This is a genomic window from Peribacillus sp. B-H-3 (genome assembly GCF_048572925.1).
Classification (GTDB): domain Bacteria; phylum Bacillota; class Bacilli; order Bacillales; family DSM-1321; genus Peribacillus.
Genome location: NZ_CP183879.1, coordinates 750,151 through 769,462, shown reverse-complemented (window position 1 = coordinate 769,462; position 19,312 = coordinate 750,151). Strand labels below are relative to the sequence as shown.

Annotated in this window: 24 protein-coding genes; 4 read left to right on the top strand and 20 right to left on the bottom strand. The window is 38.4% G+C overall.

Annotated features, from left to right (window positions below; translation table 11 throughout):
* Nucleotides 1-348: 348 nt before the first annotated feature.
* Nucleotides 349-585: a hypothetical protein gene (locus ACN6MY_RS03845; RefSeq protein WP_419882816.1), complete on the bottom strand. Its 237-nt coding sequence runs from the start codon at nt 583-585 to the stop codon at nt 349-351.
* Between the two features lie 199 nt (nt 586-784).
* On the opposite strand from ACN6MY_RS03845, the gene ACN6MY_RS03840 reads away from it, so the two are divergent.
* Both ACN6MY_RS03840 and ACN6MY_RS03835 read left to right on the top strand, forming a co-directional pair.
* Nucleotides 785-2,653, top strand: a complete 1,869-nt coding sequence (locus ACN6MY_RS03840) for a DEAD/DEAH box helicase (RefSeq protein WP_419882815.1) — start codon at nt 785-787, stop codon at nt 2,651-2,653.
* Between the two features lies 1 nt (nt 2,654).
* Complete coding sequence (locus tag ACN6MY_RS03835; RefSeq protein ID WP_419882814.1) at nt 2,655-2,969, top strand: hypothetical protein; 315 nt, start codon at nt 2,655-2,657, stop codon at nt 2,967-2,969.
* Between the two features lie 46 nt (nt 2,970-3,015).
* Here ACN6MY_RS03835 and ACN6MY_RS03830 read toward each other — a convergent pair whose 3' ends face one another.
* Entirely contained in the window at nt 3,016-3,240 is a 225-nt protein-coding gene (locus ACN6MY_RS03830) for a peptidoglycan-binding domain-containing protein (protein WP_419882813.1), read from the bottom strand.
* Nucleotides 3,241-3,271: 31 nt separating this feature from the next.
* Between ACN6MY_RS03830 and ACN6MY_RS03825 the strand changes: the two genes are divergently transcribed.
* Together ACN6MY_RS03825 and ACN6MY_RS03820 are read left to right on the top strand one after the other, a co-directional pair.
* Entirely contained in the window at nt 3,272-3,472 is a 201-nt protein-coding gene (locus ACN6MY_RS03825) for a hypothetical protein (RefSeq protein WP_419882812.1), read from the top strand.
* A complete protein-coding gene (locus tag ACN6MY_RS03820) occupies nt 3,469-3,714 on the top strand; it encodes a hypothetical protein (RefSeq protein ID WP_419882811.1) in 246 nt (81 codons plus the stop codon). Before ACN6MY_RS03825 ends, ACN6MY_RS03820 begins: the two co-directional genes overlap by 4 nt.
* A gap of 358 nt (nt 3,715-4,072) precedes the next feature.
* Here ACN6MY_RS03820 and ACN6MY_RS03815 read toward each other — a convergent pair whose 3' ends face one another.
* The 18 genes from ACN6MY_RS03815 to ACN6MY_RS03730 form a co-directional block, all read right to left on the bottom strand.
* Nucleotides 4,073-4,627: a hypothetical protein gene (locus ACN6MY_RS03815; RefSeq protein ID WP_419882810.1), complete on the bottom strand. Its 555-nt coding sequence runs from the start codon at nt 4,625-4,627 to the stop codon at nt 4,073-4,075.
* A 4-nt stretch (nt 4,628-4,631) separates the two neighbouring features.
* Nucleotides 4,632-5,534, bottom strand: coding sequence for a DUF6731 family protein (locus tag ACN6MY_RS03810; protein WP_419882809.1), 903 nt, complete (start codon nt 5,532-5,534; stop codon nt 4,632-4,634).
* Nucleotides 5,535-5,761: 227 nt separating this feature from the next.
* The gene (locus tag ACN6MY_RS03805) at nt 5,762-6,790 is read right to left on the bottom strand and encodes a peptidoglycan-binding protein (RefSeq protein ID WP_419882808.1); all 1,029 of its coding nucleotides are present in this window, start codon (nt 6,788-6,790) and stop codon (nt 5,762-5,764) included.
* Between the two features lie 45 nt (nt 6,791-6,835).
* Nucleotides 6,836-7,102, bottom strand: coding sequence for a phage holin (locus ACN6MY_RS03800; protein ID WP_419882807.1), 267 nt, complete (start codon nt 7,100-7,102; stop codon nt 6,836-6,838).
* 16 nt (nt 7,103-7,118) lie between these two features.
* A complete protein-coding gene (locus tag ACN6MY_RS03795; RefSeq protein ID WP_419882806.1) occupies nt 7,119-7,505 on the bottom strand; it encodes a hypothetical protein in 387 nt (128 codons plus the stop codon).
* 213 nt (nt 7,506-7,718) lie between these two features.
* Nucleotides 7,719-7,925, bottom strand: coding sequence for a hypothetical protein (locus ACN6MY_RS03790; RefSeq protein ID WP_419882805.1), 207 nt, complete (start codon nt 7,923-7,925; stop codon nt 7,719-7,721).
* Between the two features lie 71 nt (nt 7,926-7,996).
* Nucleotides 7,997-8,293: a hypothetical protein gene (locus ACN6MY_RS03785; RefSeq protein ID WP_419882804.1), complete on the bottom strand. Its 297-nt coding sequence runs from the start codon at nt 8,291-8,293 to the stop codon at nt 7,997-7,999.
* 38 nt (nt 8,294-8,331) lie between these two features.
* On the bottom strand, nt 8,332-8,487 hold the full coding sequence (locus ACN6MY_RS03780) for a hypothetical protein (RefSeq protein ID WP_419882803.1): 156 nt from the start codon (nt 8,485-8,487) through the stop codon (nt 8,332-8,334).
* Nucleotides 8,487-11,042, bottom strand: a complete 2,556-nt coding sequence (locus ACN6MY_RS03775; protein ID WP_419882802.1) for a hypothetical protein — start codon at nt 11,040-11,042, stop codon at nt 8,487-8,489. The genes ACN6MY_RS03780 and ACN6MY_RS03775 overlap by 1 nt, the downstream gene beginning before the upstream one ends.
* A gap of 12 nt (nt 11,043-11,054) precedes the next feature.
* Complete coding sequence (locus ACN6MY_RS03770; protein WP_419882801.1) at nt 11,055-11,351, bottom strand: hypothetical protein; 297 nt, start codon at nt 11,349-11,351, stop codon at nt 11,055-11,057.
* 37 nt (nt 11,352-11,388) lie between these two features.
* Nucleotides 11,389-12,117, bottom strand: a complete 729-nt coding sequence (locus ACN6MY_RS03765) for a hypothetical protein (RefSeq protein WP_419882800.1) — start codon at nt 12,115-12,117, stop codon at nt 11,389-11,391.
* Nucleotides 12,114-13,283, bottom strand: coding sequence for a baseplate J/gp47 family protein (locus ACN6MY_RS03760; RefSeq protein ID WP_419882799.1), 1,170 nt, complete (start codon nt 13,281-13,283; stop codon nt 12,114-12,116). The genes ACN6MY_RS03765 and ACN6MY_RS03760 overlap by 4 nt, the downstream gene beginning before the upstream one ends.
* Nucleotides 13,276-13,638: a DUF2634 domain-containing protein gene (locus tag ACN6MY_RS03755; RefSeq protein ID WP_419882798.1), complete on the bottom strand. Its 363-nt coding sequence runs from the start codon at nt 13,636-13,638 to the stop codon at nt 13,276-13,278. Before ACN6MY_RS03755 ends, ACN6MY_RS03760 begins: the two co-directional genes overlap by 8 nt.
* The gene (locus tag ACN6MY_RS03750; RefSeq protein WP_419882797.1) at nt 13,635-14,090 is read right to left on the bottom strand and encodes a hypothetical protein; all 456 of its coding nucleotides are present in this window, start codon (nt 14,088-14,090) and stop codon (nt 13,635-13,637) included. The genes ACN6MY_RS03755 and ACN6MY_RS03750 overlap by 4 nt, the downstream gene beginning before the upstream one ends.
* Complete coding sequence (locus ACN6MY_RS03745) at nt 14,090-14,932, bottom strand: phage protein (RefSeq protein ID WP_419882796.1); 843 nt, start codon at nt 14,930-14,932, stop codon at nt 14,090-14,092. Before ACN6MY_RS03745 ends, ACN6MY_RS03750 begins: the two co-directional genes overlap by 1 nt.
* Entirely contained in the window at nt 14,922-15,266 is a 345-nt protein-coding gene (locus ACN6MY_RS03740; RefSeq protein WP_419882795.1) for a phage baseplate plug family protein, read from the bottom strand. Before ACN6MY_RS03740 ends, ACN6MY_RS03745 begins: the two co-directional genes overlap by 11 nt.
* Complete coding sequence (locus ACN6MY_RS03735; RefSeq protein WP_419882794.1) at nt 15,263-15,838, bottom strand: LysM peptidoglycan-binding domain-containing protein; 576 nt, start codon at nt 15,836-15,838, stop codon at nt 15,263-15,265. Before ACN6MY_RS03735 ends, ACN6MY_RS03740 begins: the two co-directional genes overlap by 4 nt.
* Nucleotides 15,838-19,299 (bottom strand): transglycosylase SLT domain-containing protein, encoded by a 3,462-nt coding sequence (locus tag ACN6MY_RS03730; protein WP_419882793.1) that lies wholly within the window; start codon nt 19,297-19,299, stop codon nt 15,838-15,840. The genes ACN6MY_RS03735 and ACN6MY_RS03730 overlap by 1 nt, the downstream gene beginning before the upstream one ends.
* Nucleotides 19,300-19,312 lie beyond the last annotated feature (13 nt).

Sequence of the window (19,312 nt, the reverse complement as noted above, 5' to 3'; positions counted from 1 at the left end):
AAGAAAATCATATTATCATTTTAGACATTGATATAACAAGGTTTTAAACCCCTTATTACATCATGCCGCCCATGCATTGCGGTGATTTCCTCAACAATATCAACCTATTTCCTTCTATTAATAAAGTAATTCATTTCATATAAACCATTCATCTATTCACCAGACTGTATTAAACTATATTTCTTTTGGCACCGATATGGCACCAATTTAATTTTGGTGCCATTCTTATTTTATATTGCTTTAAAATGGGAGATTCCTCTTTCTTATACCGCAGCCTCTCCAACTTTCTTTAAAACATCAAGGATTAAAACTTTTCAGTCCTCTGTTAGTCTGTATTTTTTCTCAATACTACATTAAGTCTATTTCATTTGTTTCTATATTAATAATACTAACAGGTACTTTTAATTCATCTGCTATTCGAAGTGCTAAACCTCTATCACCGTTAACTAAAGAGCCAACCATATTGTTCTTCTCTACTAATTTCTCAATACGTTCTTTTTCAAATTCATCCTTTATTTGTATTGAAACTGCTGAAATCATAAAATAATCATCCTCATAAGAATGATCAATAAGAACTTCAATCATATTGACTACCTCCATTTTTATTAAAGTATATCAAATATTTTTATATAAACAGCGTAATGTATAATTGATATATTCCCACAAAAAACCTAAAATTATAACATTTTCCATTACTCTCTCTTTTCACCTAGTAATAAATGGTATTATTGATTTAATTAAATTGGTTTCTCATTACATATTATTTATTGGAGGTATAGCGCACATGTCAACATCTTACTTTAAAAGCACAAAGGCATTTATACATGGTAACTCTGGCTTAAGAACCCCACAACGGTCCGCTCACAGAGAATTGAAAAGTTCCTTTCAGAAAGATTCAAATACTCACAAAATTATAGTTTTACCTACTGGAACAGGTAAAACTGGGGTAATCGGTATTACTCCTTTTGAAATAAGTGACGGCCGCGTTTTAGTTATTACTCCAAGCCTCATAATTAGAGAGGGTATTTCTGATGATTTTGACACTAGAAGTCAATTTAACTTCTGGACAAAACGCAATATTATTATTGATGACAATGATTTACCAACAGTATATCGTTATGTTGGTTTTAAAACACCAGCAGATAAAAAAAGAATTATAGGAAAACTTAATGAATCTAACATTATAATAGCAAATATCCACAAAGTTTATAGTTCTTCTTCAAAAAAAGCATTAGTTAATCTTCTGGATAAAGACTTTTTTGACATGATTATTATAGATGAAGCACATCATGCAGAAGCTGAATCATGGAAAGAAACCTTAAATCATTTTAATGCAAAAAAAATTGTTAAGTTAACTGCTACTCCTTTCAGAGCAGATAACAAAAAATTAGTAGGTGAAATAGTATACGAATTCTCATTATCAGATGCGATAAAGGATAAGTATGTGAAAAATCTGGTAGCAGAGGACTATACAAATCAAAAATTACAATTTGTTATCGATGGTGAACCAGTAAATAAAGAAAAAGCACTGGAGATAATGGACTCAAATTGGCTAACAAGAACGGTTGCGTATGCACCAGAATGCAATAAAACTATAGTTGATATGAGTATAAAACGACTTAGAGAAAAAAGGCAATACGGAAATGCTCATCATCAAATAATTGCCGTGGCCTGTAGTATAGAACATGCCAAAGACATAATGGAGTTATACAATAGGGCCGGATTAACGGCTGATTATGTATCCAGTGACCGTCAAGATGACTCTGAAAAGATAATTATTGCTTTTAAAAAAGGACAAATTGACGTGTTAGTTAATGTCAATATGTTAGGAGAGGGCTTTGATCATCCCAATATAAGTATTGCGGCCATTTTCCGACCATTTAGAAGCTTAGCTCCTTATGCACAATTTATTGGGAGATCTTTAAGAATTATCCAGGAGGGTAATCCGGTTGATGGGATAGATAATATTGCACATGTTATCTATCATACTGAATTAGATCTTGATGAGTTATGGTCTTATTATACAGGGGAAAAGGAAAAAGCTGACCGAAAGAAAATAATTGAGGTTGATTTTGAATCACGGGATTTCGAAAAAAACCTGGGTGTTGGTGAAGTTAAAATTGATGGTGATATAATTAGCACTACAAAGGAGTTTTTAACTGACGGTATTGGAAATCATTACATGAGTATGATTCAAGCTAGTATTGTAAAGCAAAAAAAGGAAATAGATGAAACTGTGAAAAAAATGCAAGATGCTGATATTCCTGATGATTATATCCGCGAATTTATTGAAAATAGACAACGGGATCTTGAGAAGGAAGTAAATAACAAAAGAGAAAAGTTACGCGAAGATCTACTAAGAGAAGAATTGCAAGATGCACACAAAAACCGTATTATTGAGTATGTTGAAAATTTATTACGCGAAACAGGGCTGGAACTAACCGGTCTCGAATTACCTAATAATACCACAAGTGCTTTTTTAAAATCTTCAGGATCAAATAGCGGATACTGTATAAAGTACATCAACTCTAATCTAAAAACGAAATTAAAACGTGGCATTGACGAATGGGAAACATATGATTTCGAAGAAGCTGAAAAGCTTGTGCCTGAGTTGGTGGGAAGATTAAAAATAAAAATTGAAGGGTTGAGTTAAAATGCAAAATTCAATCGATCAAGTTGCTAAATTACTAATGTACAAAGGTCCAAAAATATCCGATTTAATATCAATTGCTCTTAACGAAGGAAAACAGTTTAGTATTAATAAAGACGATTACTCATATTGTCTAACTACAGAGTTTAAAACAGCATATGATATCACGGTCGTAGATAATTACATCTTTAACTTAAAAGATGAACTCATTAAGCAAACTTTAAATATAAATAATAAAGAGAAAGTAGTGTTTGACAAATACACTGAAGCGAAGCAATTGCTGAAAAATATAACAAAAAGCAATGTATTAGTTTCTTAACGATGATGAAAATAGTGGCCCTTCTCTTTGAGAAGGGCCTGTTTTTTTAGGTGAAAAGTTTTGACCAGGTTCCTGCCCTGGTTATCCCATCTTGCTTTATCTTCTTTGAATGTTGAAAGTTTTTAACAGCAACTTCAGTACCAGGGCCGAATACTCCATCAATTCCACTTATAAAATTCCTACCAATAAAGCATAAAATAAAGATACATGAAGTTAAAAAGGATGAGGTTTTCGCTATGTATTTTTCTATAATGGATATAATGAGCACCATAACTAATCAAATTGAAGAAGGTTGATGTCTTATGGATTTGACAGAGTTTTTACAAATAAAAGAGGAATATGCTGAGTTAAAACATCAATTAATAAAGATAGCTGCCCAATTACATGAAGATGATTGCTACTCAAAAGCAGATGGTTGTTTGGATATTCTGCAAGTAATTGAAAAAATCGAGCAGTATGATATTAAGATTAGAGAATTGGACTTAAAGGAAGTTGAGAAATGAAAGTTTTAATACAAGTTATGTTCGGGAGCACAGCCCGATTTTTGCAAAAGGGAAAATTTGATGTGAATGCTCGTGAGTTTAAAAAAGATCCTGATAAGGAAGCTGCTCGAGTGGCATATAAATGGATAAGAGAAATTAAGCAGGCTTCTAGCCATGACTTAAAGATTTTACAGGTGAAATACAACGAGGAAAAGGATATCACGGACTTAGTGAAGGAAGAATTCATGAAACCTTTTGATTAAATTAGAATACAGTTATTGAACAAATTGATGTACAAATCAAATTACTGGCCCCTCTCAAATAGAAAAGGACCATATGTGAATAATAACAGCAGCTTCTGTCCCTGGACCAAAAGACACCATCAATGCCACTTGGGTCAAATTCCAAACAATAAAGCATGGATTAATGAGACACGAGATATTAAAAGGAATGAAATTTTTACTATGTTGGCTTTTACCTATAATGGATATGTGGATTATCATAGCTATTTCAATCCTCGATTAAGGAATAGAGTTGAGGAGTTGCTAAGGGAATATTTACATAATGAATCTGAGGATTAACCCAATCAAAATAAAGCTCTGCTTAGTAGCCAGAGCTTTATTATTGTGGGTCGATATTTCTAGTGTTTCTTTCTCTAAGTGAGTCATAATCATTAACTGGCTGAGTTTCTTGCTGGTATGAAGATGTTTCATATGCATCATGTTTAAATAACATATACATAATTATAGATACTATTCTATAAGATGAGAAAACAAAAAATACTGCTATTCCAAGCCAAGCACACGCTGTTATCGTATCATATATATGTATTTTCTCCTTATTCACAACAATAAACATATAGATGGAAATGATTACAGTGATAAACCCACTTATTAATGATGTTTGAAAGTATTTATACATTATATTTTTACCATTAATATTACTATTTGAACCTACATAGTTATATAAATGTGTCATAGCAGCTGATTTAGATATCCCAAGAATAATGGCCAGCAAAGCAGCCACAAACCCTAGAACTATCGATGAAAAAGAAATAAATCCATCTAACACGTTATCCAATCCCTTAATCTTCGGATTAAATCCTAATAAATACGCAGCCACAATACTAATTACAGCTAATAACAACGGGTAATATTTATCCCATATACGCCCCAATTTATCATCTCCCTAGTAATCGGATTAATTGAGTTCTCCTTTGTTCGTAGAGTCTTTCCATTTGTAAAATTACTGCTTCATGATTCAAAATTGTACGAGGTGGAACCTGGAAAGAAGCTATGTCGTGAGCATTATCATTAAATAAATCTATTACCTCATTGTCGGCTAAATCTGTTTTCTTTATACTGGCTTCCGCACGTGTTATAAGGTCTTGATTTTCGTAGATTTCATCAACAAGCCCATTTAGGTTACCCCCTAAGGTAGCCTTCCGCTTTCTACCTACTGTAAGGACTATTTCACCTGAAATTGTTTCATATTCATCAAACATCTTAATCCATTTCTTTAAAGATTGACCTTCTACATTCTTGCTTGCTTTTTTTACATCAGCAAACTTTATTCGTAACTTTCTTACAGTACTAGCACTTTTTATCCTTTTTTGCATGTCTGTAACAAAAATTGGTTCTAATTTTATTACATCATTTGGATTAGCAAAAGCATTAAAATATTCCTCAATTGCAGCTGGCCCCAAGCTGTATCTATTTCTTTGTATCATTATTATATTTGTTGATTGATCGTAAATTGCTGAAACATTTTCGCCAATATATTCATCATCATCAAGATCCACTGGTTCAGATACTGTATTTACCTTTGCCTTCCTAGGTAGATTAAAATCTCTTAGTCTAGAAAAATACATGTCCCATAAATTTTGTGTATGCCCCATAAACGAAAATTGTTCCATTCTTGCTTGTTCTTGTTTATACCCAACCGTTCGGTTAGGAAGATCTTTACTTTCTAAAATCGAAAAAATAGCTCTTAAATCGAAAGGCTTACTTCGAATATTTGCTGCAGCACCTTGTGGTCTACAGGTCACTAAAAAATAGTCAAAATTCACATACTTAGTAATCAAATCATTGCCCCCAAAAATGCAATAATCACCAAACATATATAAATAAGTTGAGAAAGGTAGAAACCATAATAAAATTAAAGTATACTATGATTAGAATATTTATTTTTGACATGTTTGGTAATTCTGCATGTCTTTTTTTATTTATTGAGTACATTTTACCACTTATGGAACTATATGTCTTTTTTTATATAACAAATGTCCTTCTCTTTTGAGAAGGACATTTTACTTTAATTAAAAAGATTTGACCAGGTTTCTACACCGGTTACCCCATTTTGCTTAATCTTCTTTGAATGTTGAAAGTTTTTAACTGCCACTTCAGTCCCTGGGCCAAATACTCCATCAACTCTGTTTGAATCAAAGTCTAAACAATAGAGCATAGCTTGAAGAATCCATACAAGATTCCCTTTTGCTCCTTTTTTCACAGGAACTGCCGCTGCTTTTGTTTTTGAGCCCCATTTTCCATCAACTTTAAGGCCAGCATGATATTGCTTATTTAACTCTGTTTGAAATGCGGACAGTAGGAATAGCTTAGTTTCACGCCCGAACTTACCGTCCACCTTAACTTTATATCTATAACGGCTATTCAAAGTGTCTTGAATGGTTTTAATTTGCGTATCTCCAGAAGATTTAACGCTTGTTTGTACTTGTGCTTTTGTTGCAGTTTTCGCTGGTGCTTGGCTGCCCGCTCCCACACATTCATTGTATTCTGACACAATATCCTTCAACAACTGATCATACGTGCGGCCGCTTTTAGAAAGTCCGTTCCGCGGATCAATCTTCCTTTTAGGATCCAAGATAAAATGGCCCACCCAACTTTTAGGTGAGAATCCTCCGATATAAGAACAATACGCACAAACCCACACGTATCGCTTGTATGCTTCTTCAGCATTAATACTTGGTCCGTAGCAATATTCAACACCTGGCGCCACATCATTAGCATCATCACCAAACATTTGATTATCAGTTGTCACATTGTAAATAACATGATTTGCCCTTTCAGGTTTGCCTGTTAAATAAGGAATGCACTCTCTAATTTCCTTATCATCTACAAAAATTTGCGCACCTGCAAAGTTGTTTTTTGCGCTGTTTCTATAAAAAGCTATATTCCCTTTGGCCGTTGAATCCGGATTACCGGTATCATGAACCACCCCAAAAAGCGATTTCTCCAATACATATCCTTGGCGCCTTTGCATATGAACTCCTGGGTAGTGTGGAAGATAATCTTTAATAATTGGATATTTCATTTTGAATGACAATATAATCCTCTCCTTTTCAATTAGAAAAAGCCGCCGAATGGCAGCTTATTTTTTTGCTAATCCTTCTTTAACTAAAACAACCTTCTGAGCCTTTCCCTTTTTGGTAACGTAGTTGTTTTTGTACCAAGAGATGCCTGCAATTACTCCCGTAAAAATAAAAGAACCAATGGAATAGAGCATATCTATAAATGATGTTGCTTCTTCATTTGAAAAAGGTAATTTTTCCTTACCAAATACAGCTAGAGCCTGGTTGGCGAATGCTAATAAAAGAAGCACCGTCCGTAAGACAGTGCCTTTGTCGTGTTTCCTCATATAAAATTCCTCCCTATTATTGAAAAGCTTGTACAATTACTACTAATAAACCGCCGGCGCCGAATATAGCCAATGATATTTTTCCGAATAGTTCCCACTTTTGTTTTGTACGATCAATAACAGCTTGCGTTTCTTTTTCATCCTTTCTCAAAACATGATCTAGAAGTTTCTTGGTGAATGCTTTATTTTCATTCATAATATCTCTGCTTGCTTGTCCTTCCTTTACAACAGTCAACTCAAGGTCTTTTTGACCCTTTTCCAATTGAACCTGACCCTTTTGGACTCCCATTAAATCAGTTTTAAGGGAAGCCATTTCTTGTTTAAAATGAGCGTGCTCCATTTCCAATCCTTCTAAACGTGGTAGTATATTCTCGTTGATAACCTGCTCATGTTTTTCTATCATGATTTCCGCCTCCAATATAATCCCCCCGTCAAAATTATCTCTATTTAATAACAATTAACTGTAAAGCATTTACAAATCATCTCCTTTACTGTTAAGTTATTAGTGGTATTAGAGACATAAAAACGACTGCTTCTCTTATTAAAAGAGACAGTCGTTTTTTTTAATTGCTTTAAGTTAGATAAAAAAAGACCACCATATAAATGACTGGTGGCCTTAATAACATTTTTGATTTCCTGTGATTTTTATGCCGTTAATTTCTTCAAATAAACGAATTGCATTAGTAACAGCATTAGGATCTTCAAATAGTGAGTTCTTAACTTTAACAGGCTTTTGATAAACTCCGCTATAAATATATATGTGATCTTCACATATATTTATTTTAACTTTCACTGGCTTTTCACCTTTGAAATAATCTTTCATCGCACGTCCTCCTTAATGGTAATATTCTCCATTTGAGGACTATTATCCTGTATTAAACATAAAAAATACACCTATTCGGTAGGTATAGCTTCTATAGGAGGTTGGACATCTGTAGGAAAAGATTCTTCAATAGGCTCAGGATCGCTATTCCAGTCTGGATATTTAATGTTCATCGTTTGATTATACTCATCTTCCGTGATGTAACCCGCATCTAGGGAAGCTTTCAATTGCTGGTCTGTATAAGCAGCTGCGGCCTGGTTCTTAACCGGCTCCTGATAATCGGCCGGGACCCCTCCTGATAAAGTACGATTCCCAAAAATGTAAACATTTTGTGCATATGATTTTGTCATAAAACTTAGGATAGCCATTTAGTTCCCGCCTTCCGTTACAAACTCCATAAAGTCCATTAGTAAAGCGCTTGTCTCTGCCAGTTGTTGTTTGACTGCTTCAATTTCTGATTTGGGCCCAATCCTTGGGACTGAATTTCTTCGACTTCTCGGTTAAATTCATCCATCGTTTTACCGGCGGCAACCACTACCCGTGCGATAAATTCCTCATTCATTACAATCCACCTGCTTTCAATCGTTTAAGTACGTCATACAGCACATTGGCCTGGATGCTTATATTTGCTGTATTGTCCTCAACCCTTTTTTCGACATCATCCACCGCTGACCGGATGTTATTTGCAAAGGTTGCAGTTACGCTAATTGCGTTTGCTGTGAATTTTTCTCTATCCAATATCAGATACGTTACAGTGTAGTCGGCTGCAGTGTCATAGTCGGCTGCTAATATTCTTGTTCTCGATAATCCATTTCCGGAATTTGAAGGATTTTCGGTCAACCATTTAGTATCTTCAACACCATTTTTATAAACTTTTAATAATTTTGCTGCTCGATAAGTAAGCCAAGATAATGGAATAAGTAGTGTATTTACATAGTAATAACCACCCGATATTTGTGGTTTTACCTTCTCCCTCATAATAACCCCTGCATCCACTGACACTTGAGTTTGTCCATTAACTGAAATGTCGCCTTCAACCTTATTAGTAACTGTTTCAATAACAGGAGTTGCTAAAATATAAGAGAGTTTATAGGGCGTGTAATTGGCTGCTTTTGTTGTTGAAACATACGCAAGGGTTTGTGTTGGTGCATCCGTACCATCCACAATGTTTTTCCAGGCTGTTGGTTTTCCAGTTGCATCCAGCGTTTTAGCTTGCCAGCCGTTGAAGTAGGCTTGAATTTCTGCTGTGACAGGTGTGTAGGTTTCACCGAATCCTGAGTCAGAGTCGGAAACTGATATCTGCATCCCCGTACTCGATGCGCTATTTAATATCGTTTTGTCAAAAGAATCTAATGGAGAGTTGGACCCCCTAATTAAAGATAATCCATTATACTTTGTTATAAAATGGCTGTTATTTAAGGGGTTATTTAAGGTAGAAATAGGGATGCCAAACGACTTAAACCCTAAATTATCACCATAATAGGACCACGCAAAACTTCCATCCAGGACAACATCTTTTTCAATCGCCTTGTTAATTTTCCAATCTCCATCTTGTTTGTAAAGAACGTCTTTTGCTGTTCCAATCTGCCCTAATTTCACACTAGCGTACATATATGATGGATTTCTTGGAACGAATGGCTTTGCAACCGAACCTAGGGAAAGCATTGGTTGGCTGAATGTTAACTTACCTGTCGCTGCTGTATTTCTTGTTCTGAATTTTAATTTTCTTGCACCTGAAGATGTAGTAAAAGTGTAAGAATTTGCAACAACTGAAGAGAATACAGTCTGATAAAAGACTCCGCTATCTGTGTACTCATCTATCTGCCACTTGTTACTAGGTACGCTAGAAAAAGTATATGTTTGACTCGGTAAACAATTTACAAGTGGTGTTTCAGATACTTGATCTACAGCCGTGGCATTTAACTCTAATTCATATGGACTGTTCACTTTAGTATTTGCATGTAAGCTCCACTCATAAAACGGAGGAAGTAAGTTTTCCCCTTCAGCTGTAATAATTGGATTCTGCAAGTGCTGCGTACCCTGTACTTTTGGATAGCGACTTATAACAGCATCCTCATTCCAATCAACAAGGATTTTTGCAAATTCATCAGTTGGTATTTCATATAAAGGGACAACTGGATCTAACAGGATTGCATCAGGCTTCAGTTCAATTTCAAGTTCAATATAATCTGTGTTGATCGTGCTGGCTGTTGTACCGTCAGAAGCTTCTGCATAGGCTAAGAAATGGATAAACCCATTAGCATCCACTTTGTTACCTACGAAACTCCCTACACCATAAACCAATTTTGTAACAACTGACGTTGCATGACTAACGGAGCTTGCTGAATACCCATTACTAGGCACATCCCAACATTTTAACGTTGCTTTATTTCCGCCAACACTTGAACCGTACCCATACCACGAAAGGGCAAACGAATTTAAATTGTCCTTACACCACTGAACTTTATCAGCCAAAGATACTCTTGGAATCCGACCAATTTGACGTTCGATTTCCTGAACAATGTCGAAGGAGAATAACTGTTGTTGTATGTTTCCGCTGGTTGAAGTCTTTGGCGTATACACTACTCCATTAAGAGAACTCATATTTGCGTATTCAGTGTTAGATATTTCCCCAAAAGTACCACTAGGAGGAAGTAGTGTACTGGAAGCTCCGCTAACTTTAGAGATGTGTGGACTTTCCAATGTGCTTGCAGAAACCTTATTTAAAAATGTCGCAATCCTGCTTATTACCGGTTTCCCGTTTTCACCAGTAAATTTAGCTACACCTTGATAAGTGTTATTAGCAAATCTTAATTTTGTATGCTTGGCAGCAAGCACATAATTCTTCATCGGATCCAATGGAGTGGTACCCATAGAAACCAATGTACGTCCTTCAATCTGGATATCCACCGGTGCATTGTTATTGCCATTTAGAACGGAAAGGCCATGAGATAGAATTTGTTTTTGCCGCGTTGCACCATCGAGCTGAGCATGAGCATCTGAAATCCCTTGCTCAATGTGGTTCATATTTCCGGCGCTGACAGGAGTTCCTTCCTGAATGATGTTGCCGCCTGCGTCTCTAATTCTGTCTTGCCATAATTTTTTATCGTAGGTCATCCAGAAAGCCTCCTATAGTTTTTTTAATGTGTATTTAAAAGAAATGAGCAGGCCATTGATATTTGGCTTGTTAATGTTGTCTGGCTGGTCATCAAACGTTGCACCGTCCTGATCTATTAATTCAAATTTGGTAATCGTCCCACTTACCGAATCATCTAAATATAGATATATAGTAGCTACATCTCCTGTTAGATCCGTTTTATAAATAGGAGTCTTATATTTAACTCCTCCCATGGTGTATTGGCCTTCCTTAATAATTCCAATCAGCCAGTTTTTCATCTTTAGATGCCCCTGAGTTGTAATAGCCATTTATTTCACCTCTCCCGCAACGCAAAATGACTCCCGCTTAGTGCAAAGCCGGAGTGGAAATATTATCATTCTTGTTATTCGCAACACTTTCACCACAGATTAAATAGTCATTTAACTTGCTAGCATAAGATCCTGACAGCTCAAATGAAGATAAATACACTTTATTATCATTTTGTGTTCTTTCTTCTCCGGCTAAAAGCTCCCCAGCATACTTATCAAACGGATACATCCATCGCTGGTACTGTGAGCTTACTGTCAGATTGGTTTCTAAAATATATTCCCACTGAATACCAACCCCGCCTGTTACAACCCTGGCCAGCTGCAGGAAGGGGATGCCATAATCCTCATTTTTCCCCTTTATTGTGACGATTAAAGTGGCTGGTTCTCCTGAAAAAGGGCCATCCTTTATGCTCCAAGCTTCCTGAACATTTATTAAATGCTCATCAAGGTAAATTTGCAGTAATTTAATAATGGTTTCTATATCTCCTCTAGATAAGAAATTCGCGACGATTCTCGTTTTGATCTTCAATCGATATTCTATATCTGAAGCTCCTGACCGATATTCCCCGACAATCTCTTCACCAATTCTGTCTAATTGCTTCCCTTTTGCCAGGTCCACGTCACGCCATTCATCCATCCTGTCAAGCGTGCTGCTAATGTCATCCATTTGAGTAGCGACAAGAGAAATGGTCTTTCCGATATTGCTATCTTTGGCTTTTTGAAAAACATCGGTCAGCTTTGAAAGCATAGTATCTAAAAAAATCATGTAACCGCCACCTTATCAAAGGTAGTTTTCGCGACCTGGTTAGATGCAATCACAAGGTTTCCGGTAGTATAATTTACTCCATCCAGGCTAAGCTGCACATTGGCATCTTCCACACTACCTAAAGCAAAGACTGAGGCCACTATTTTGGCCTGTATGACATTTTCGTTTAAACCAAGGCCTGAGTATTCTGTGCCAGATTCATCTTTACCTCCAATATAAGAGAGCACCTGTGAGCGTGCCATTTTCAACCCATCTGAAGGGAAATCAGATTTCTTCGTCAGGCTTACCTTTACATAAACTTGCACTTCTTCAGGCCGGCTAAATCCTACAAAGTGCTGCTGCCCTTTAGAATCTCTGACTTCCCTTATAATGGTTCCAAAAGACTCAATGCCTCCTGATTTAACGGCAAAGATAGCTCGGGCCACTTCGTCATCGTCTCCACCAAAAACAAATGGAGCTATGCTGTGAGCTGGAATGCCGTCTTTTTCTACGCTTTTCGTATTTTGATAGACGACAGCATCCCTAACTCCCTTAGTCTCTAATAAAGTGGACTCAATACTTTCAATATCTGAAGAACCACTATTCGACGGTGATTCCTGGTACCTTGCATAAAGCTCGGAATCTGTTTCCCGGTCGCGGCCGCCGGAAGTTGGTTCTAAATTGATCACTTCAAAAACCACTTCCGGATCCGGATATAAAATTTCTGTTATATCCCCAGCTGCCACGTTACCTTGTGAACCGGTCTCAGAAGCGTAAATATCTACAATAGAAACCCCCAATTCATCCAGCACTGCATCTTGAACCGTTTCAAAGTAAATATTTCTTTTAGTCCCTACAATGAAGCCTGCCTCAATGGTGTTCCCTGGCTCTCCTCTGATTCTAATTTTCCCGTATGAATAGCCTTCTTTATTTCTTGTCAGACCCTTAAATTTAACGGCACGATCAAGCGAAACTCCGGTCGCCGTTCCTGGAAACGAATTGTTATACACGCTCTCCATCACCTGCCAAATGATTGTTAGGAACCATGCATACAAGCGAATTAAAATCCCTAAGAAGGTCCTTGGGGAGAGATTGATGGTTTCACCGAACAGCTCTTTAGCCTTATCATTCATTTCCTCAATGAGCATGGCGTATGTTTTTCTATTAAATCCATTTTCATCAAGCATCTATATTCACATCCTTTATGGAGAGCGTTTCCCCATCCTCCTTGCGAAGCACAAGAGAAATGGAACGGGTCCTGGCCTGTAGATCATCATTAAAAATGACTTCTTCTACAGAAGCAATGCGATCCTCTTGGGAAACTGCCTCTACAATATCCTCAAGTGCTTCATCCTGATTGGCCTCTTTTCCAAGAATATTGTCAAAGACAAGGCCATGCTCCGGTTCAAGGAAAAACTCACCCTTTCTTGTCTCCAAGGTTTCCTCTACTGCCTGAGCCAATTCCTCATCGCCTTCAATCATGACGAATTCTCCGTTTTCATCAATGACTATATCGCCATCCATTATTTTTAAAGCTCTCAAAACCTCACCCCTAACACAAAGGCATCTCGGACATCGTGGGTGCGGTTAAATTCCGGATCAAAGGCTTTGGGCCCATCTAAGTGATCCAGGGCTCTTTCTGCAAATCCAACGAAAACCACATCATCCTTTTTCAAGAAAGGTTTGCACTCAATTTCCTGTTCAAGATTTACCACTGCTGCAGATCCATCCACGCCACCATGTACGCCCATCAAGCCATTAATAGTTGCTTTGATAGGATGATAGATTTTATATCGCATACCGAGCACCGGAACATCTTGAATAGGTGCGTATTTTTCTTTATCCCCATCCTTATCCACAGATAAAAAAAGAAGCTCAACGTCAGCCGTTTGCTTCGATTCATCAAAGGATATAACTCTTGCCGGGGCTAAAGTATGCAGGCTGACTAGCAGCCTTCTTTCAAAGGCTTCAAAGACCTGTGTATGAATGGTCATTAAATCACCTCAATTTCTGTTAAATACTCACTGCCATTAAAGGAATGAGTGCCTTTCCTAACTCGATATTTCCCATTTGCCGTTTTGCTTTTAATTGTAATGATAGAAGCCGTAGTGATTCGATGCTGTAGCAGGGCTTTGACCTTGAACCCTTTTACTCCATCTTCTTCAAATGGCTCTGGACTGCCTATCAGGCCTGTAAGCTCGTTAAGTGTAAAGCTTTCATCATTACCTTCTTTGAGGGAGCGAATGAACAGGCTGCCACGACGGTGATACATAACAGCTCCGCAATCTTTAACCACATCTTCTAAATTATTTAGAATTTGCCCCGTTACGTTATATCCCTTTTTGTAAACAACATCTTTCGGCAGCTTCATTAACGCAAGTTTGATTCCTAGAATGGAACATAGTTTCTTAATAATCGTGGAGGCATGCGTCCCAGCCTTGAAAGATATATGAAGTGTTTGTTTTTTACCTTTTTTAGCCGGGTCCGCGGTTTTAGCTGTTACTTTAATTCGAGAAAAATCTTCACCCTCCAGTGAATATATGGCCGTTATTTTATCCACTCCTTCGCGCCTGGTAAGGATCCGAGAAATTTTCCCGATAGATAAAACCCCATAATCCGTTTTCGATCCGCTTTGAACAGTACATGTATCTGCCCGCGCCATCCGGTGAATGGAATCATCCGAAAGATTATAGATTTCAATTAAACTTTCATTTGGTTTTGCATCATCATCAAAGGGTACCTCAAATTGAATCTCTAAATCATCATTCGTAAAGGTAGTAGAATTGTTTCCTTTTACCGATACCTTGATCACCCGGCTTAAAAGGTTAGACGACATCGCTCTCACCTTCTTCACTTGAAACATCATCAATATATAAAAAGACCGAAACACCAAAATTCTCATAGGTGATTCGATCTTCTTTTCCTGACTCATCCAACGGAACCAGCGAAGGGCCCGGCAGGTGCGGGTTTACAATATCCGCCCATAAAGGTATGCCTAAAACAAGCTTCTCTCCATAAACAAGAATATTCCCGGCAGCATCATATAAATCAACAGTAAAAAAATCAGCCGACTCATTATAATTAAATTCAAAAGTAAAGGTTTCTTCCGCCAAGTCCATTTGAAAACGCTGGGGAATTTCTTCTTTATCAATCGGTACATAATTTCTCATTTCACCCTCACCTTTACCCCGATAGGAATTGCCTTGGCTGGCCACTTATTCAGGCTCTCAAGTGCTTTCACTGTTGTCTTATATTTCTGAGCCAGCTCCCAGTAGGTATCCCCTTTTTTTATCGTATAGTATTCGGCGGCAGACGATTTTTTGGCCACCGCCTGTTTTTTTCCGGAATTCGTCACCGGCTTTTGTTGAGCCTTTTGTTTTGCCGGTGCCTTTTGCCAGGGAGTTGAGACAAGCCGAACAAACTGAAGTTTAATACTGACTGCGCTGCCATTGGCTGCCTCTGCTGTTCGGTTATCATCAATACTTAAGATAATGACGTTTTGTGCAACTGTGCGCCCTGTGTAGGTAAGAATCTCGCCTTTTCTCATGGAATTTCTCAGCTGGGCTAACCGAGTCTTTGAATCCGAACCTAGGATATACCCGTTTAGTGAAATTGGCCGAGTATTTTCCTGAATGTGGTCCGTCATCGGCTCCCCTTTTTCAACCGGGTAGGTAGTGGCATCTACTGAATTGCTGATTGATTCATCTGTAATTTGCAGTTTTACGTTTCCCAGCTTCGCCATTAGCGCACCACCTCTGTTCCCAATAAAGCCAATAAAGCCTGATACTGATCATTTGTTAGTTCCTTAACAGCGTCCTTGACCTGCTGCTTGATATTCTCAAGCTTACCATTACCTTCAATATTAATTTCGTAGGTAGGATTGAAGTCTATTTGAACTGTTTTAGATGTCGATGGACCACCTAATGACGGTTTATAAAGATTGTTTTTTGTTTCACCTGAAGCAGGATCAGCAGAAACACCAAGCTCCTTATTTGCCTGTTTCAGCAATGGAATAGCACGCTTTCGCATGCGTGGCTCAGTAGGGATGATAAATTCCTTCCAGCCATTCTCCGCAAGCGTAGCCCATTGTGGTTTTGTCGCAACGCCTCCAGTGGCGTAGCCCTTATAGCCACCGCCTTTAGCCATACTTCTCATTCCAGGAGTATTAAAGACTGAACCATACCTCGATTTCATGTAACGTATGGACGCAATCGCATTATCTACTGGATTCCAAATATCTCCGTGACCACTCATTTTGTAAGCACCAAAGGTTGAATCAATTGTTTGCATCAGGCCCTTTGATGGATGGCCAGCTTTGGCATTGCTATCCCATAGATTTATCGCCCGCGGATTCCCACCACTCTCTTTCATCGCAAGCCGAGTTAATGGGCCAAGCCATGTTCCTGGTGTGCCTGTCGCGACCATTGCCTGCATGATCCATTTTTTTACGGTAGCTGGAGCATTACCGCCGCCCAGGGAGAAGTCAGGCAGCTTTCCTTTTACAAACGATGTAGCACTCTTTTTGAGAAGATCCAACGCCCCTTTGCCAAGGTTGCCTAATGCACCGCCAACGTCAGGGAAGGAAGGAATCCCGATCTTGTCAAAGAGCTTGGTTACAAGACTGGTAGGTTCCGAAACGTAATTCCAAATGTTCTTAAAGAAGTCACCTACACCGCTGGCATAGCCCGGCATTCCTCCGGCAAGTAGTTGTTCCGTCTGCTTATTCGGAAGCACTGAAGCACCTCTCGGAAGGTTGAGCATCATTTGCTTATTGGCTAAAAAGGTTTTTCCGTTAGCGTGAATGAGTTCCCTTCCTGCCTCTCCGACAATGGCCGGCCCGCCTGGATGGAAATTGGTTCCCCGGGCATAGGACGCCATCGACACGCCACCTGTCGCCATCTTAGATTTGCTGACTGTCCCTGCACTGCCTCCAATTATAGTTGGATGCCATTCAGGAATTTGCGCCTTGATTCCGAAAGCATTCAGAACCTTATTGATTCCACCGGTTATTGCATTAACGGCTTTGGATAGGGTGCCAGCCATGCTGTTAATGCCGTTAATCATGCCCTGGATCATGTCTTTACCAATCTTTTTAAAGTCAAGGCCCTTAAAGAATTTCATGATGTTCCCCACTATATTTTTGGCGGTGTCCTTAATAGCTGTCCAGGCTCCTTTCCAGTCACCATGTATAAGGGCCACACCAACTTTTATAACACCACCGATTATGGTTAGAGCGTTATTTATTATTAGTTTCATGAAAGCCCAAGCAACCTTCACAATTCCGACTATTAAGGGCCAAACTGTTTTGAAAATACCAAAGATCATGCCAGCAACAAACTTGATGTAACCCCAAATAAACCCGAAATAAAACTTTACTATGTCCATAATTCCTGAGCCATTTGAATGCCAGAAAGATTTCAACTGGTTCAATTTTTCAGAAACGAACCCTGTTACGGCTTTGATTGCATCCATGATATAGGGCTTTAGATATTCCCAAACAGCAATGGCAGCTGTTTTAATCTGAGTCCAAGCCCAGATAACGCCTTTTCTGAAAGTTTCACAGTGTTTCCATAACAAATAAAATGCTGCTGCAACCACTACAACGATTCCAGCTACCAGTAAAGCAGTTCCTACAAAGGCTCCCAAACCTGTTGCTGCAGGCCCAATAGCTGTCCACAACGTGCTAAATGCCAATCTCATGCCGTTTATATAACCTATTCCAGCGGCCATTGGAGTTAGTAATAATGCTGCTGATACCGCTACGTAAATAAACATTCCCGCAATCTTAGTAATCCATGGGCTTATATCATTTAATTTATTGATAAGATCGATAATAACTCCTGCTCCATCAACAACTTTGGAAGCAATCTTACCCCAAATATCTACAAATGGAGCTGCAGCTTCTGTCCATTTATTTTTTAACTTGTCCCAGGCTACTCCAAGTGGATTTAAAGTTTCCCTTATTTCTTTTATCTTTTTAGCTGTCTCCTGACGCATCTTAGCAAGCTCATCTGTTGCTGATGCTCTCGCCAACCCCATTGAACTTCGCCATGTAGAGACATATTTATCTAGCTGAGGCTTGCTCATTTTATCCAAGGCTCTAATTTGACCGGCTGCGGCAGGACCTGCTTTCCTCAGTTCAGCTAATAATCCTTCATCGACCCCTTTTTTGGTCAGAGATTGCATGCTCTTTCTCCAAAGGAGCATTGCATCCAACTGGGACTGCATAGCCTTCATCATCTCAGCTGGTTTCACTTTTGGAACGGAGACCTTCTGAAAGATATTAACGAAGCCTCGAATGGCGGTTACCCGATCCTGCCAAGCATTCTTATATTCTGTTGTTACTTGTGCTTCTTGGGCTCTTACAGCGTTAGGATCTGCCCCGTATGAAGCATTAGCCATTATTGCAGTAAATCCTAGCCAGGCTACACCCAAAGCAATGACAGCTCCTTGTTGTCGCATAACTCCAGCTGTAATCAATGCTGTCATATCCTGCAATGCTTTCATGTTTGCGTTTGGACCAAGCATTTCTAAGGACAGTTGAGCCGCATTACCGTTCCTAGCAATTCGATCTAATCCGCTTGTTACATGCAATAAAGGTTTATTTACCCCGAGAAATGCTCCACCCATACGGTCGTAGTTCTTAGCGATTTTTTCACTCTGACTGCTCATTGCGGACATTGTTGCAATTGTTTGTATTAACCCTTGTCTCATCGACAGGTTGTTATTGATCATGGCATCTGTAACTTTTTTATTCCGTTTTCCTAATTCTGTGATTTCTTTCATAAAATCATTCGTAGACCCGCTATAATGTCCCATTTGATTGCCGAGTTTTCGCATATCATTTTGAACATTCAACAAATCCTTGCGATGACCCACCATCTGATTATGATTTTGGATAAGAGATTTTCGCATATCTTTGCTCATATCCTGCCAGTCAGATGCTAAATGAACCGCACTGGTCCCCATATCACTTGAAAGCTGTCTGATTAAATCACTTTGACGCGACACATGGTCATTTAACGCTTCGGTTTCTTGAATGATGCCTCTATTAGAACGCCTCAGCTGTCTGTCCATACGATTTAGTCCAGAGTTAAAATTCTCAGTACCACGGATAACCTGGTTCATTTCTCTATTCAGGTCGAGTAACGGAGAAGAATCGGTATTCAAACGCATATCGATGATCATATCTCTAAGGCTCACGATTTACCTCCTT

What these genes read in the sequence shown, in the direction of transcription:
- ACN6MY_RS03780 (WP_419882803.1), bottom strand. Translation starts at nt 8,487, where the DNA reads ATGAATGAGGAATTTATCGCACGGGTAGTGGTTGCCGCCGGTAAAACG.
- ACN6MY_RS03775 (WP_419882802.1), bottom strand. Translation starts at nt 11,042, where the DNA reads ATGACCTACGATAAAAAATTATGGCAAGACAGAATTAGAGACGCAGGC.
- ACN6MY_RS03820 (WP_419882811.1), top strand. Translation starts at nt 3,469, where the DNA reads ATGAAAGTTTTAATACAAGTTATGTTCGGGAGCACAGCCCGATTTTTG.
- ACN6MY_RS03795 (WP_419882806.1), bottom strand. Translation starts at nt 7,505, where the DNA reads ATGATAGAAAAACATGAGCAGGTTATCAACGAGAATATACTACCACGT.
- ACN6MY_RS03770 (WP_419882801.1), bottom strand. Translation starts at nt 11,351, where the DNA reads ATGGCTATTACAACTCAGGGGCATCTAAAGATGAAAAACTGGCTGATT.
- ACN6MY_RS03830 (WP_419882813.1), bottom strand. Translation starts at nt 3,240, where the DNA reads ATGGTGCTCATTATATCCATTATAGAAAAATACATAGCGAAAACCTCA.
- ACN6MY_RS03785 (WP_419882804.1), bottom strand. Translation starts at nt 8,293, where the DNA reads ATGGCTATCCTAAGTTTTATGACAAAATCATATGCACAAAATGTTTAC.
- ACN6MY_RS03745 (WP_419882796.1), bottom strand. Translation starts at nt 14,932, where the DNA reads ATGTCGTCTAACCTTTTAAGCCGGGTGATCAAGGTATCGGTAAAAGGA.
- ACN6MY_RS03790 (WP_419882805.1), bottom strand. Translation starts at nt 7,925, where the DNA reads ATGAAAGATTATTTCAAAGGTGAAAAGCCAGTGAAAGTTAAAATAAAT.
- ACN6MY_RS03765 (WP_419882800.1), bottom strand. Translation starts at nt 12,117, where the DNA reads ATGATTTTTTTAGATACTATGCTTTCAAAGCTGACCGATGTTTTTCAA.
- ACN6MY_RS03750 (WP_419882797.1), bottom strand. Translation starts at nt 14,090, where the DNA reads ATGACCATTCATACACAGGTCTTTGAAGCCTTTGAAAGAAGGCTGCTA.
- ACN6MY_RS03740 (WP_419882795.1), bottom strand. Translation starts at nt 15,266, where the DNA reads ATGAGAAATTATGTACCGATTGATAAAGAAGAAATTCCCCAGCGTTTT.
- ACN6MY_RS03800 (WP_419882807.1), bottom strand. Translation starts at nt 7,102, where the DNA reads ATGAGGAAACACGACAAAGGCACTGTCTTACGGACGGTGCTTCTTTTA.
- ACN6MY_RS03840 (WP_419882815.1), top strand. Translation starts at nt 785, where the DNA reads ATGTCAACATCTTACTTTAAAAGCACAAAGGCATTTATACATGGTAAC.
- ACN6MY_RS03835 (WP_419882814.1), top strand. Translation starts at nt 2,655, where the DNA reads ATGCAAAATTCAATCGATCAAGTTGCTAAATTACTAATGTACAAAGGT.
- ACN6MY_RS03825 (WP_419882812.1), top strand. Translation starts at nt 3,272, where the DNA reads ATGGATTTGACAGAGTTTTTACAAATAAAAGAGGAATATGCTGAGTTA.
- ACN6MY_RS03735 (WP_419882794.1), bottom strand. Translation starts at nt 15,838, where the DNA reads ATGGCGAAGCTGGGAAACGTAAAACTGCAAATTACAGATGAATCAATC.
- ACN6MY_RS03845 (WP_419882816.1), bottom strand. Translation starts at nt 585, where the DNA reads ATGATTGAAGTTCTTATTGATCATTCTTATGAGGATGATTATTTTATG.
- ACN6MY_RS03760 (WP_419882799.1), bottom strand. Translation starts at nt 13,283, where the DNA reads ATGCTTGATGAAAATGGATTTAATAGAAAAACATACGCCATGCTCATT.